Raw genomic sequence first — 14416 nt, 5'->3', positions numbered from 1 at the left:
AACCACCTCACCTCACGTCGGGCTACCGAAAACAGAGGTCAGGGTACAGAGGAACAGAGAACAGCCAGAGGAACAGAGGAGGAATGCGGATCACCTCTGTTTCTCTGGCGGTTCCCGGTTCCTCTGTACCTTCCGATGTTGTTTTTCCGGATTCGGTATCACCATCACGCCCGGGAGTAGAACTCGGAGTGCACGTCGATCACGGCAATCGGTATCAGTGGAGATGGCGGAGTTTCTCGTGCCGTACGACGGCGACGTGGATTATTCTGGACTCGTTAAGAAGCGTTGATCCTAGTTGACGATAGAGCCGGCGCTGACGATGCTTTGCGCGCGGCATCCAGGGCACACGATCAACGGATGGAGGATGGGAGAGCGTTTCGGAGGACGAGTGGCCAATGAGCGACACGGGATGACGTCCGCGAACCGTCGTCGCACGTACGCCTGGACGGCGGCGATCGTCCTCGCGGCCGGCTGCGGGGCGCTTCCTCCGCGGACGGAGAGCCCGCCCCCCGCCGTCGTATCGGCTGATTCCGCGGTGCAGCCGCTCCTGGAACCGGCGGCGCGGCTGGTCATGGCGTCGCCGGCGATTTCCAGGATCTGGCCGGGGTTCTGGCCGCCGGGCCAGCCGTTCGGCATCGCGAATCCGCACAAGGTGGTGCTGGTGGTGTCGGAGGTCGCGCCGGAATCGTTGTTCACCGCCCTTCCGCCGCGCGTCCTTCCGCGGGCGCTGCGCGGACGCGCGTACGTGGCGTACGGTGAGGTCCCCCGTCTCAACTCCGCGCGCGGCATCGGCTTCGATCTCCGCACGCGCCTGATGGGGCCGGAGATGACGGTGTTGCCCGTCCGGGACGAAGTGGAATCCACCGTCGAGGTGCTGGTCCACGAGTCCTTTCACGCGTTCCAACTGCGCGCCTTTGCGCGGCCCGAGCGGCAGGACGACGCGTTCGACCGGGCATCGGCCGCGCGTCCCGAGTTCGCCTCGCTCGTGGAATCGGAGCGCCGCCTGCTGGTCGCCGCGCTGGACGCGCCGGGGCGGGACAGCCTGGAGCGGGTGGTCCGGTCGTACCTGGCTGTGCGGGCGCGGCGGTACGCCTCAACGGCCGAAAGCGTCCGCGCGGAGGAACTGCACCTGGAACGGATCGAAGGGAGCGCCCAGTACGTGGGATCCATCGTCGCGGCGCTTGGCGACGGACGGCGGCGGCCCGAGCCGATCGCAGCCGCCGTGCGCGAGCATCTGACGACGGAGATCGACGCCTCCGATCCAGGATGGGCCATCCGGGTGCGCAGCTACGGCACCGGCGCCGCCATCGCCATCCTCCTGGACCGCCTGAACGTGTCCGACTGGAAGCAGCGCCTGCAGGCCGGCGAGACCTTCCACGACCTGCTGTCCCGCGCTCTGGCGGAGCGGTGACACGCTCCGGGCCACCACGTTGATCCCCCCGCGCCACCACCCTGAATAAACCAACCCCTCTCCCGAAGTTGGGGGAGGGGTCGACCGCCGTTGCGAGGAACGAGCAAAAGGCCGGTCGGGGGAGAGGGCCCGAGGGTCGCGCCTCACACCCCCGCGACCACCCGCTCCTCCTCCTCCTCCTCCGCCGCAGCCGCGCTCCACCCCGGGATCGCCTCGAACACCTTGAGCGCCAGCGGCACCTTGCCGAACGGCGCGCTCACCTGCACGCCCTGGATCATCGGCAGCGCCTCCGCCAGCATCCCCCGCGCAATGCGGGTGCCCTCCTCCGTGCCGCGCTCCTTGCCCTCCGCGCTGGCGACCCGCATCCGCGCCAGCACCGGCTCGGGCACCACGACGCCGGGCACCTCGTTGGCCAGGAACTCCGCGTTCCGCGCGCTGACCAAGGGCCACACGCCCGCGATCACCGGAATGCGCAGCCCGTCCTTCTCGATCCGGCGGACGAACTTCTCCAGCTGCCGCAAGTCGAACACCGGCTGGGTGATGCAGTACTCCGCCCCCGCCTCCACCTTCCAGTAGAAGCGCCGCATCTCGTTCTCGAAGTCCTCCGCCCCCGGGTTCACGCCCACGCCGACCACGAAGCGGGTGGGCTCGCCCAGTGCGTTGCCGCCGGGGTCCATCCCCCGGTTGAGCCGTGAGACCAGGTTGGTCAGCCCGATGGCGTCGATGTCGAAGACCGCCGTGGCATCCGGGTACGGGCCCATCTTGGGCGGGTCGCCGGTGATCAGCAGCAGGTTGCGCAGCCCAAGCGCCTGCGCGCCCAGCAGGTCCGACAGCATCCCCAGCAGGTTGCGGTCGCGGCAGCAGTAGTGCACCACCGCCTCGATCCCCACGCGCTGCTGGATGAGCACCGCCGTCGCCAGCGCGCCCATCCGCGACTGCGCGCGCGGGCCGTCCGGCACGTTCACGCCGTCCACCCCCGCCGCCTTCAGCAGCCGCACGCCCTCCAGCATGGCCTCCGGGTTGGATCCGCGCGGCGGGACGATCTCCACCGTCGTCAGGAACTCGCCCGACACCAGCTTGCGCCCCCAGTTGGAGCGCTCCGCCAGCGGTGCCGGCTCCTGCGCGATCGCGTTCTCGTTCTCCGCCTGCTCCACCGTCACCCGCGGCTCCGACGCCGGCGCCAGCATGCGCACCGCACCCGCCATGGCCGCCACGTGCTCCGGCGTGGTCCCGCAGCACCCGCCCACAAAGCGCACCCCCTTGCGGATCATCCGCGCCGCGTAGCTGGCCATGTACTCGGGCGACGCCATGTACATCGTGCGCCCCTCCACCTCGCGCGGCAGCCCGGCGTTGGGCTGCATCGACACCGGCGTGGTGGTGGACGCGAGAAGGCGATCCGCCGCGTTCAGCATCGCACTCGGCCCCACGCTGCAGTTGAGGCCCACGACGTCCGCGCCCCACTCCGCCAGCCGCTCCGAGATCAGCTGCGCGTCGCTGCCAAAGGCGGTGCGGCCGTCCTCGCGAATCACCATCTGCGCCACGATGGGGAGCTGCGAAGCGTCACGCACGCCCAGGATGGCCTGGTGAATCTCTTCCAGGTCCGCGAAGGTTTCCAGGATGAAGAGGTCCACCCCGCCCTCCGCCAGCGCCGACGCCTGCTCGCGAAAGATGCCGCGGGCCTCGTCGCGGGCCGTGGGGCCGTACGGCTCGATGCGCACGCCCAGGGGTCCCATGGCGCCCGCCACGCACGCGCGGTCGCCCGTCGCCTCGCGGGCAAGGCGGGCGGCGGCCACGTTGATCTCGTGCAGGCGGTCTTCCAGGCCGTGGCGGGCGAGCTTGGTGCGGCTGGCCCCGTAGGTGTTGGTTTCGATGATCTCCGCGCCCGCCTTTACGTAGGCGCGGTGAACGTCGCGCACCAGGTCAGGCTGGGTGAGCGAAAGCTCGTCGTAGCAGCGGTTGATGTAGACGCCGCGGGCGTACAGCATCGTCCCCATGGCCCCGTCGAAGAGGTGGGGACGGCCGTCCTCCAGCAGCCGGCGAAAATCGCGCATCGGTCTTCTTCACGGGTAACGGCCCCCGCGCGTTACGTGGGGGCGCCTTCATACACCAGCGGGCGCTTGTCGCGGGTGGGCACCACCCACAGCACGCGTCCCTGCCGGTCAAACCCCACCTCGACGGCGCCGTCGTCGGGCACGCACCCCTGGCCCTTGGGATACACCCAGCGCGTCACCGTGCCGCGCCGCAGCCGGATCATCTCTTCGTCGATGGTGGGGCGCGGCGTTCCGGCGGGGAACTGGTTCTCCAGGTGCGCCAGGTTGCTGGCCTCGCAGCGGTGCGGCGGCTGCCCCAGCGTCTGCGCCACCATGGTGCTGTCGTCGCCGACGGCCACGCTGGCGGCGCGGCTCTCGCGGCGGCGGCCGCCCATCAGCAGCGCGACGGCCACCACCAGCAGGCCAATGGCGATGATGGCGACGCTCACGATGCGCGACTTGCGTTTGTGCGTGCGCAGCGCCTGGTCGATGCGGGCGTCGTACGCGTCGTACCGGTTGGCGATAGGGTCCTCCTGCGGCGGAGCCGGCGTGCGGCGGGTGTGTGAACTTCCGATGCAAACGTTGGCGTGTCTGCACGTTCCCTGCCGCTGTCGCCCTGACGCCGCCTCATCCGTCGGATCGGAGCGGTTCACCACACATCGAACTGCGTCCGCGCGGGGTGCCCCTCCCCCGGCCCCTCCCCGTTCGTTCCTCACGGAGAGGGGAGGTTGTTGCCGCCGCCATCGAGGCGCGTCGAAACAGATCGAACTGGCGTCGGCGGGGCGCCCCCTTACTCGCCTAGGCTCGCACCTCCCCCAAAAACCCCTGGGGGAGGTGGACTTCGATCCCGCTTCGACCCGGTGCGTCGCACCATCCCGCGCTACCCCATCCGAAACACTCCGCCCCCTGCCCCACCCACAACACCTCCCCCGGCAGTTTCGGGGGAGGTGGGCCGGTGGTGCCGGCCCGGAGGGGGCCTGCGGGCCCTCCGAAGCACTCCACCCCCTGCCCCATCCACCACCCCTCCCCCGAAGTTGGGGGAGGGGTCGACCGCCGTCGCGAGGAACGAGCGAAAGGCCGGTCGGGGGAGAGGGCGCGTCCGGAGCGCGCCGATCTCAGCTCGTCGAGAAGTACTTCGCCGCGGGATGGTGCACCACCAGCGCCGCCGTGGACTGCTCGGGGTCCAGCTGGAACCCGGCCGTCAGCCCCACGCCGATCGTCTCCTTCACGGGCAGGATGCGGAACAGCGTCTCGTGCTGCTCCACGTCGGGGCACGCCGGGTACCCCCAGCTGTAGCGCAGCCCGCGCTCGCCCTCAAGCCCCAGCTCCTGCCGCACGCGGCGGTTCACGTACTCCGCCGTCCCCTCCGCCGTCTGCACGCTGAACCCGTGGAGGAAGTACCCTTCCGAGTAGTCCCCGCCCTGGTTCTTGCGCTCGATGAACTCCGCCGCGCGATCGCCGCTGGTCACCACCTGCAGCGGCAGCACGTCCCGCGGCCCGTCGCCGTCCAGCGGGCGAAAGTAGTCCGCCAGGCACAGCTCCTCGCGGTCTTCCTGCCGCGGAAATTCAAAGCGGCCGATTTCCTTCGTGCGATCCGCGGGGTCGAAGACCACCACCGCGTCGCCGTCGCGGCCCGCGGGGAAGTAGCCGTAGACGGCCTTCGGTGAAAGCCAGCGCTGCGTGCGCGCCTCCAGCGTGTAGCGGGCCAGCCGCGGCTCAAAGTCCTCGCGGACAATGCGGTCCCACTCTTCGCCCTTCAGGTTGCGCGCGCCCCACTGCATGCGGTACAGCGTGTTGCGGTCGATGCACGCCACCACGTCGTCAACGGGAATCCCCAGCAGCGTCTTCCATCCCCAGAACGGCGGCGTGGGGACGTCCGCCAGCGCCACCGCGGGGTTCTCGCGGCTGGCGGGCCGCATGCTGCCGGCCGACGCCTTGCGCGCCTCGTACTCCGCCTGGCGCCGCAGCATCTCCACGTTGTGCGCACGGATGAACGCGTCGCCGTCCTCCGCGACAATGCGGTCCATCGTGTCCAGCCCCTCGAAGGCGTCCTTGCAGTAGAACATCCCCGACGGGTACGGCTCCTCCGCCCCCACCAGCGCCGCGGAACGGACAAAGCTGGGGTTGATCGCCGCGCCGCCCACCAGCAGCGGATACTTAAGGTTGCGGCGAAAGAGCTCCTGCGCCGCCAGCGGCATCTGCTTGGACGTAGAAACCAGGAGCGCGCTCAGGCCGATTGCGTCGGCGCCCACCTCCTCCGCCTTTTCCAGGATGGTGTTGACGGGCACCTGCTTGCCCAGATCGAACACAGTGTAGCCGTTGTTGGTCAGAATGGTGTTCACCAGCGACTTGCCGATGTCGTGCACGTCGCCGTACACGGTCGCCAGCACCACCTTGCCCTTGGTCTGCCCCTCGGCTTTCTCGAGATACTGCTCCAGCCGCGCGACAGCCTTCTTCATCACCTCCGCGCTCTGGAGGACGAAGGGGAGGATGAGCTCGCCGGCGCCAAACTTGTCGCCCACTTCCTTCATCGCCGGCAGCAGCACCGTGTTCAGCACCGGCACCGCGCCCAGCTTTTCCACGCCGCGGTCCACCCACTCCTCGATCCCGTCCTTCTTGCGGTGCAGGATCTTCCAGTGCAGCGCCTCTTCCGGCGTCATCTGCTCCGTGGGATCCACGGCGGATTCCACCTCGCCGCTTTTCCCCTCGTAGTGCTGGATAAACGCCGCCAGCGGGTCGTGCGTCTCCGTGCGCCGGTCAAAGATCAGGTCGTCCGCCAGCCTGCGCTCGTCCGCGTCGATCTCAAAGTACGGCTTTACGTGCGCGGGGTTGATGATGGCCGTGTCCAGCCCCGCCTCGACGCAGTAGTGCAGAAAGACGGAGTTCAGCACCGCGCGCGCGTGCGGCTGCAGGCCGAACGACACGTTCGACACGCCCAGCGTGGTCAGCACCCCCGGCAGCTCGCGCTTGATGGCGCGGATCCCCTCGATCGTCTCCACGGCGCTGCGGCGGAACTCCTCGTCGCCCGTGGCCAGGGTGAAGGTCAGGGCGTCGAAGATCAGCGCGTCGGGCGCCAGGCCAAACTCGTGGACGGCGATGTCGTGGATCTTCTTGGCCGCCTGCAGCTTGGTTTCCGCCGTCTTGGTCATCCCCCCCAGGTCGCGGTCGATGGTCAGCGCCACCACCGCCGCCCCGTGCGCCGCAACGGCGGGAAGCACGGCGTCGATCCGCTCGCGGCCGTTCTCCAGGTTGATGGAGTTGACGATGGCGCGCCCCGGCGACTGCTCCAGTGCCGTGCGGATCACGTCCGCCTCGGTGCTGTCGATGCACAGCGGCGCCTCCACGCCCTGGCTCAGGAGCTTGACCACCGTGCGCATCTGCGCCGACTCGTCCTGCCGCTCGGTAAGGGCCACGCACACGTCCAGCACGTGCGCGCCGCTCTCCGTCTGCTCGCGGGCCACGTCCAGAATGCCGTCGTAGTCGTCCGCCAGCAGCAGCCGCTTGACCTTGCGCGACCCCTGCGCGTTCACCCGTTCACCGATCATCGTGGGCGCGGGGACCTGCACCAGGTCCGTCGCGCGGATGCCGGAGGAAAGGCGGGGGACGTACTCCACCCGCCTGGACTTCGGCGTGACGTCGCGGATGCGGGCGACCAGCTCGCGGATGTGGTCCGGCGTGGTGCCGCAGCATCCGCCGACGACGTTCACGCCGTGCTCGCGGATGAACTCCTCCATCTGCTCCGCGAACGAGGTGCTGCCCAGCGGATAGACCGCGCAGCCGCCCTCGTTGTGCGGGATGCCGGCGTTGGGGATGCAGCTGACGGGCAGGCGGCTGTTCTCGCCCAGGTAGCGGATGGCCTGCCGCATGTGCTCGGGACCGGTCGAGCAGTTGAGGCCGATGACGTCCGCCCGCAGCGACTCCAGCGTCACCATCGCCGCGGCGATGTCGGTCCCCAGCAGCATGCGGCCGGACGTATCCAGCGTCACCTGCACCTGCAGCGCGACCGGGCGCCCCGCCGCGGCGATCGCCTCGCGGCAGCCGAAGATGGCGGCCTTGACCTCCAGGATGTCCTGCGAGGTCTCGATCAGCAGCACGTCGGCGCCGCCTTCGATGAGCGCCGCCGCCTGCTCGGCGAACACCGGCACCAGCTCGGCGAAGGTAATGCCGCCCAGCGTGGGGTCGCTGGCCGAGGGAAGAAAGCCGGAGGGGCCGATGGAGCCCGCGACAAAGCGCGCCCGGCCGTCCCGCGCGGCAAAGCGGTCGGCCACGGAGCGGGCCAGCCGGGCGGCGGCCACGTTGATCTCGCGGACGCGCTCGTGCAGCCCGTACTCGCGCAGGGTGATGCGGTTGGAGCGAAAGGTGTCCGTCTCCAGCACGTCGCACCCCGCCTCCATGAACGACGCGTGAATCTCGCCGATCACGTCGGGCCGGGTGATGACCAGGTAGTCGTTGCACCCCTCCAGCGCCTGCCCGCCAAAGTCGTCGGGGGTCAGCTCGTAGCGCTGGATGCTGGTGCCCATGGCCCCGTCGAACACCAGGACGCGGTCTTTCAGTGCGGCAAGGTACGGCGAGCGCTGCTGCGTCATCGTGTCAGATCCCAAAACAGAAAACCCCACGACTCGGAAGGGAGAGTGCGGGGCGAAAATGCGCTGGATCGGCTGTCCGACATCGGCTCCGGTCCATCCCGACTCTTTAGCGTTTTTAACGAGGCGCAAGCGGTCGCGCAAATCCCCTCGGCACGCGGAGTTGATGCGTACGGGGCGGAATCTAGCGTCCCCCGCAAATCGCGCAAGGGGGCGGGGCTTGCGCTTGCGCAAAGCGGGTCCGCATGCCTTACTTTATCCGCCTCCCCATGCAAGATTCTCTCAACCAGGATGAACCGGTCATGAACAAGCTCAGGCTGAACGTCGATTCGCTGCGGGTGGAGTCGTTTGTCCCCGCGCCGCTGCAGGCGGACGCGCGCGGCACCGTGCACCCGCACCAGAGCGGCCCCGAGGAGCCGCAGAGCATCGTTGCGACCTGCGAGTGCCCCCAGAGCAGCGCCTGCTCCGGTCTTGCCACCTGCGACTGGTCGTGCGGCTGCCCGAGCGCCGTCACTTGCGGCGAAAACACCTGCGGCCAGTACAGCTGCGCCGAGAGCTGCATGCCCTGCGTGCCGAAAGGCTGACCGCACCCCGGTGGTCATGACGCAGCACATGCGCGTGCCCTCCACAAAGACGGGATGATGCACGATGCCCCGGCCGCGCGTTGCGTGGCCGGGGCTTTCGTCGCACGGCCGGGGGTGGATTCCATCCGCCCGATCGACGGAACTTGATTCCAACATTGCGGGCGGACGGATCTTCAAACCTGTGCTGGCATCATCCCATTCACGCCACCCATGAGGCAGACGATGAAGATCAAGCTGAACCTGGACGCGCTGTCGGTGGATTCGTTCGAAACCGCGGGCGCAGACGTGACCTCGCGCGGCACCGTGCACGCGCACGAGGCGGATCCCACGCGCAACTGCAACACCCGCAACCCGTTCTGCCAGGTGCCGTCCGTCTACGCCGTGTGCCCCATCAGCGACGTGGAGTGCTCCTGACGGGATGAGCCCGTCAGTCATCCTGAGAGGGTGTTGAGAAATCGCAGCTCTTCGTACGAAGCGCACAGTCATCCTGAGGGAGCGCCACGCATAACCTTCAGGACCACAAGAGCTTACGCGCGACCGAAGGACCTTCTCTCCGCGACCGTGAGGCCAGATGCGGGGCCTGAAGCCAGCCTTACGCTTCTGCCGGCAAGGTCCTTCGGTCGGCGCCAGGGTGTTGTGTATGAGCAGGTTATGGAGCGGCGCCTCCCTCAGGATGACTGGCATGATTCGAGGTTTCTCAACACCCTCTGAGGCTCAGCCTGAGGGAAGCGCACACGCGTAACCATCCGTACCCAGTCGTTTGTGCGCGAAGGACCTGCTTTACGCCAGCGGGGGCAAGTTTGGTGGCGTACATCCAGCCGCTCAGTTCTGCCGGCAAGGTCCTTCGGTCGGCGCCCGGACTCCGTCGTTCGCGACAGTCCGCCGCGACGCCTTCCTCAGGATGACTGATTGTGGACGCGAGGTTCGAAAGAAGATCAGCAAAGAGCCCCCGGAACTCGTGGAGTGCCGGGGGCTCTTTCGTGCACGGATGTCCGCTACTCGCCTGCCGCGTCCGGCAGGCTGCACCACAGCAGCTCGCCGCCGTCGACGGAGAGGCAGAGGAGCGCATCCGGGTACAGCGCGATCGGCATCGCCAGGTCCGGCGGCGCGGGAACGGGGACGGGCGGCTGGCCCACGCGCCACAGGAAGTCTCCATCGCCGCAGGGGGCCCACGCGACCGGCGCCGTACCGCAGGCGAGCACGCCGGAAAAGAAGCCGTACGGCTGCTGGCCGCGCCCGCGGACCCAGCAGTGGTGCAGCTGGCCCGTGGCCGGGTCGATCGCCGCCAGCCCGCAGCCGTGGCCGTGCCATACCAGCACGTGCCGGTGCGCCGCCGGCCACAGCACGTCGGTGGGGTCGTACACCAGGTCCCCCACGATGCGCGTCTGCCCGGGGATGCGGCGCAGCTCGCCCAGCCCGTGCAGCGCGTCCACGCGATGCGTGACCACCACGCCGTAGCATCCCGCCGCCAGCCAGAAGTGCTCCTCACCCTCCGGCACGTCGCCATCCGCACACGGAAGGGCGACGACGCTCTGGACGCCGTGCAGCGCCAGACCTTCCAACTCGCCGTCGGAGTCGCGCTCCCGGTGGTGAAAGGTGAACGTCTCGCTCCACGCCGCCTCGCCGGCATCCAGATCCAGCGTGCCGCCGCGGCCCTCGCCCACGCTGATGACCCAGCGCCCGTCGGGGCTAAGACAGAGGGTCGGGCCCGGAAGCGTCGGCAGCGCGGCGACCAGCTCGCCCGAAGGGATGGCGTACACACGGGGCTGATGGTCCCTGGACCACAGCAGCAGCCGTTCCAGCGCGTGCGAGCCCGACATCACGTGGACGTTCCATCCCCTGCCGTCGCTGCTCCGCGGCAGGTGGATGGCGAGCGGGCGCGGCTCGCACGTTCGCGCCCGCGGATCGATGTCCAGCAGCCACAGCTGTCCCGTGCGCCTGCCCACCGCCACGCCCCGCCGGCCGTCGTGGCGAACGAAGCCGTAGCCCGGGCTCAGCGGCTCCGGCAGCGGGATGCGGGCGGTGACAGCGAGGTGATCCATGGAAGGCGAGGTGCGGATGGAGGACGCCGGATGTACCGAGGATCGTTGGGGCGGAAGAAGCCATCAACCGGAGAGCGCCCGGCCGGACCGCGGCATTCTCGTGATTCCAGGCGGCATCATGACGGCGGAACCGTCAGATCGCCCCACAGCAGCTCCGTGCCGTCCGGCGCAAGGGAGAGGAGCGCGTCAGGATACAGCGCGACCACCGGACCGGGCGCATCGGGCATCCGCACCGGGGGGTCGCCCACGCGCCACAGAAAGGAGCCGTCCACGCTGGTTCCCCACGCCAGCGGCGCCGCACCGCAGGGCACCACGCGGTGAAAGAAGGCGTAGGTCCTTCGCTGCGGCGGGCGCATCAGGCAGTCGTACCGCTCGCCCGTCGCGGGATCCAGGGCGGCCAGCCCCATGCCGAAGCCGTGCAGCACGAACAGGTGGCGCTGTCCGAACGGCCGCACCAGTTGCGTGGGATCGTACACCAGGCCGCCGAAGCCCCGCGTGCGCCCGGGAACGCGCCGGACGTCCAAATCCCCTTCCACCTGGTGGGTGAACACCTCGCCGTAGCATCCCGCCGCCAGCCAGAACGTTTCCTCCTCCGCCAGCAGCGGCTCACCCTCGCAGGGATGCGCGACGACGTCGTCCACGTGGTCCAGGTAGATCCACTCCAGCTCGCCCGACGCGCCTTCCGTAACGTGAAACGCGGACGTTTCGCGCCACGCCGGGAACGGGGCATCCAGATCCATGACCGCGCCCCGCTCCTCCTCGAGCCGGATGGCCCAGCGCCCGGACGGGCTCAGGCACAGCGCTCCCTCCGAATGCGGCCACAGTTCCGCCACCACGTCGCCGGAGGAAATCGCGTGCACCCGTGCCTGGTCGGTCCACAGCAGCAGCCGGTCAAGCGCGTGGGATGCCGTCATCAGACGGACGTTCCAGTCCCGGCCGTCCTCGTTCCGCGGCAGGTGGATCGGGAGCGCGCTCGGCACGCAACTCCGTGAATCGGGATCGATGTCCAGCAGCCACAGCTGCCCGGTGCGCTCGCCCACCGCCACGGCGCGCCGTCCGTCGTGGCGAACCAGGGAGTGGATGATGCTCAGCGGCTCCGGCAGCCGGATGCGGGAGGTGACGGGAAGGTGATTCATGAGGACGTGTGGATGGCGGTTCGCCGGCGGGCCGGAGAGTTACCGCCGCTAGCCGAACCCGTCAACCGCCGGTACGTACCCAGTGGGACGACGCGAGGATCCGGACGCACGAAGCCCCGCACGGGGCGGGGCTTCGAACCTTCGGCTGCGGCTGTGAATCCGCGGGTCAGAGGGTGTCGTCGTCGCGGCGGTCCTCGTGCTCCTCGCGGTGCTCCTCGGACTTCTCGCGGCGCTCTTCACGGTGCTCGCGCAGGCGCCGCTGGCGGATGCGGTCGGCCTGCTGCCGGGCGCGCTGCTCGTGCACACGGGCGCGGGCGGCATGCTCGCGGTGCTGGACGCCGTGGCGGGCGGCGATCTCCGCGTGGCGGCGGGCGTGGTCGGCGGCCTCGCGGCCGTGCACCCCGGCGCGGCGGGCTTCCTCGTGGGCGCGAAGGGCTGCCCGCTCCGCGTCGCGTCCGGCGCGCTCGGCGTGCATCCGGGCGCGTTCCGCATGTGCACGCGCCTCGTGCTGATGCTCGCGGACACGCACCTGCGTCCGGGCGCGGACGTGGTCGCCGCGGGCGTGCTCACGGGCCCGCTCACGCGCATGCTCCGCGTGCTCCCTGGCGCGCGCGGCGTCCGCATGGGCTCGCTCACGCGCATGCTCCGCGTGCTCACGAGCGCGGCGGCCATGCTCACGCGCGTGCTCGCGGGCGCGCTCGGCGTCCGCCCGGGCTCGGTCACGCGCGTGCTCCGCGTGCTCACGGGCGTGCTCTGCCCGCTCACGGGCGTGTTCGGCGTGCTCACGGGCTTCGGCGCGGGCGCGGTCTTCAGAACTGGTGGCGGGCGGGGCGATCTGCGCGGCCAGCGACGCGGGCGCGGCGGCCAGCGCCAGGGCAATCATCCAGTGCGGTTTCATGGAATGGATCTCCGTTCAGGAAAGGAATCGGCGGGGCGTCCGGCGACCACGGCGCGGGCGCGCCGTCCCGTACCCATTTCCACAGTACAGCGCGGCAATCGCCGATGTTTGCGGTGCCGCCGACTCCTAATGGATTCCCCATGAAGCCCAATGGTTGCAATCACTATCACACAGCCGACGGATTTGCTTCACACGCGGTGCTGGCGATGAACGACGCGGAGCCCCGGCCGGTCAGCCGGGGCTCCGCTGTCTTGGGGAAGACGCTGGAAGCTACGCGGGCCGGCGCCGGTCGCGGCGATCCTCGCGGCGGTCGCGGACGTCTTCGCGCCGATCGCGCACGTCCTCGCGGCGGTCCCGTACGTCTTCGCGCCGGTCGCGCACGTCTTCGCGGATGTCGCGCGCGCCGCCAAAGTGCCGTGCGTCGCGTCGGTCTTCCGCGCGGTCGCGCCGGTCTTCGCGGCGATCCGCGATGTCTTCGCGCCGGTCACGGCGGTCCTCACGGCGGTCGCGCACGTCTTCCGCACGGTCGCGGTGATGGCTGTGCTGCGCGGCGAGCGGGGCGGGCGCTGCGGCCAGCGCCAGGGCAAGCATCCAGTACGGCTTCATGGGTGTGAACCTCGGTCCGGGAGTCCAGTGTCTGCGCCCGCTGAGGAGCGGTTCACATCACAGTACAGCCGCTCCCGGCCGGGCGTTGGCCGCGCTCGGACGTGCGGATCTACCGGCCTTGTACCGAATCCACAAACCCGTAAAAACATTGGGCACGCAGAGGAAGCGGAGGAAGCAGAGAACTGATGTAAAAACTCTGCTTCCTCTGCTCCCTCTGCGTGAGAACCTGCAGTTGGGGAATATGGAGTGTATTTGCGGATCAGGTCTTATCCAATCGCCGGCACCGACTCCACCCGCTTGCGGCGGCGGCCGCTGAGCCAGCCGTGCGCCAGCAGCGCCGGCCCCACCAGCCAGTACGACAGCCCGCCCAGCAGCGGTCCGGATTCCCCGCCAAACACCGACAGCAGCACCGACACCGCGCCGATCGCCACGTTCAGCAGGCTTTCGCGCACGTTGTCCATCGTGTCGTAGCGCTCCATCTCCGACAGATCGAGGGCGTCACCCAGGCGCAGCGCGTTCAGGTGCATCAGCGCAAAGAGCAGGAACACCGCCATGTATCCGCCGCCATAGATCATCATCAGCCCCGGCCACTGGTCCGCCGTGAGCACCTGCACGCCGTCGTGCGTCTGCAGCCAGGGGCGGCCGCCGCGCATCATGTCGATCACCAGGGTGAACACGAACTTGAGCGGATACACAAAGAAGACGATGACGAACAGCAGCACGCCGTTCAGCGCGACCGTCCACCCGTCGTTCAGCCCGTAGCGGCGAAAGAAGCGGTTCTGGCTGTTCCAGATAAAGAAGAGCAGCGCAAAGCAGGCGGCAAACGCCACAAAGCCGCTCATCGCGTCGAACAGCGCAGTCGCCGTCCGCGGCACCTCCAGCGACACCACCAGCAGCGTGATGGCAAAGCCGAACACGGCGTCGCTCAGCGCCTCGAGCCGCGACACCTCGCGCCCGCGCAGGCGAAAGCCGTTCGCGTCGACCGTGCTGCCGTCCATCACCATCGGGGACCGGATCATCGCGCCTCCTGGGCGTGCGGACCTGCGGGATCGTACGTCGCGCCATGCGACACAATCTGCTGGGAAACACGGGACATCGGCATTACACTGCATCGCTGGCGGAAACG

Annotated in this window: 11 protein-coding genes and 1 riboswitch; of the genes, 3 read left to right on the top strand and 8 right to left on the bottom strand. The window is 69.3% G+C overall.

What is annotated here, in order from left to right:
• Positions 1-409 precede the first annotated feature (409 nt).
• The gene (locus ACOJUJ_RS01510) at positions 410-1411 is read left to right on the top strand and encodes a hypothetical protein (protein WP_420125072.1); all 1002 of its coding nucleotides are present in this window, start codon (positions 410-412) and stop codon (positions 1409-1411) included.
• A 143-nt stretch (positions 1412-1554) separates the two neighbouring features.
• Here ACOJUJ_RS01510 and ACOJUJ_RS01505 read toward each other — a convergent pair whose 3' ends face one another.
• The 3 genes from ACOJUJ_RS01505 to metH form a co-directional block, all read right to left on the bottom strand.
• A complete protein-coding gene (locus ACOJUJ_RS01505; RefSeq protein ID WP_420125071.1) occupies positions 1555-3462 on the bottom strand; it encodes a bifunctional homocysteine S-methyltransferase/methylenetetrahydrofolate reductase in 1908 nt (635 codons plus the stop codon).
• Positions 3463-3494: 32 nt separating this feature from the next.
• Positions 3495-4094 (bottom strand): hypothetical protein, encoded by a 600-nt coding sequence (locus ACOJUJ_RS01500; protein WP_420125070.1) that lies wholly within the window; start codon positions 4092-4094, stop codon positions 3495-3497.
• A gap of 462 nt (positions 4095-4556) precedes the next feature.
• On the bottom strand, positions 4557-8027 hold the full coding sequence (metH, locus tag ACOJUJ_RS01495; RefSeq protein ID WP_420125069.1) for a methionine synthase: 3471 nt from the start codon (positions 8025-8027) through the stop codon (positions 4557-4559).
• Positions 8028-8113: 86 nt separating this feature from the next.
• Positions 8114-8186, bottom strand: a riboswitch (SAM riboswitch).
• A gap of 140 nt (positions 8187-8326) precedes the next feature.
• Between metH and ACOJUJ_RS01490 the strand changes: the two genes are divergently transcribed.
• A complete protein-coding gene (locus ACOJUJ_RS01490; RefSeq protein WP_420125068.1) occupies positions 8327-8608 on the top strand; it encodes a hypothetical protein in 282 nt (93 codons plus the stop codon).
• A 222-nt stretch (positions 8609-8830) separates the two neighbouring features.
• Positions 8831-9022, top strand: coding sequence for a hypothetical protein (locus ACOJUJ_RS01485; protein WP_420125067.1), 192 nt, complete (start codon positions 8831-8833; stop codon positions 9020-9022).
• 581 nt (positions 9023-9603) lie between these two features.
• Here the strand turns inward: ACOJUJ_RS01485 and ACOJUJ_RS01480 are convergent.
• The 5 genes from ACOJUJ_RS01480 to ACOJUJ_RS01460 form a co-directional block, all read right to left on the bottom strand.
• Positions 9604-10650: a hypothetical protein gene (locus ACOJUJ_RS01480; RefSeq protein ID WP_420125066.1), complete on the bottom strand. Its 1047-nt coding sequence runs from the start codon at positions 10648-10650 to the stop codon at positions 9604-9606.
• 116 nt (positions 10651-10766) lie between these two features.
• Complete coding sequence (locus ACOJUJ_RS01475) at positions 10767-11786, bottom strand: hypothetical protein (RefSeq protein WP_420125065.1); 1020 nt, start codon at positions 11784-11786, stop codon at positions 10767-10769.
• Between the two features lie 166 nt (positions 11787-11952).
• Positions 11953-12684, bottom strand: a complete 732-nt coding sequence (locus ACOJUJ_RS01470; protein ID WP_420125064.1) for a hypothetical protein — start codon at positions 12682-12684, stop codon at positions 11953-11955.
• A gap of 270 nt (positions 12685-12954) precedes the next feature.
• Positions 12955-13290, bottom strand: coding sequence for a hypothetical protein (locus ACOJUJ_RS01465; RefSeq protein ID WP_420125063.1), 336 nt, complete (start codon positions 13288-13290; stop codon positions 12955-12957).
• A 266-nt stretch (positions 13291-13556) separates the two neighbouring features.
• Positions 13557-14309, bottom strand: a complete 753-nt coding sequence (locus ACOJUJ_RS01460) for a TMEM175 family protein (protein WP_420125062.1) — start codon at positions 14307-14309, stop codon at positions 13557-13559.
• Positions 14310-14416: the final 107 nt, after the last annotated feature.

The organism is Longimicrobium sp., assembly GCF_048594345.1.
Classification (GTDB): Bacteria; Gemmatimonadota; Gemmatimonadetes; order Longimicrobiales; family Longimicrobiaceae; genus Longimicrobium.
This window is presented reverse-complemented; position numbering and strand designations above follow the sequence as displayed.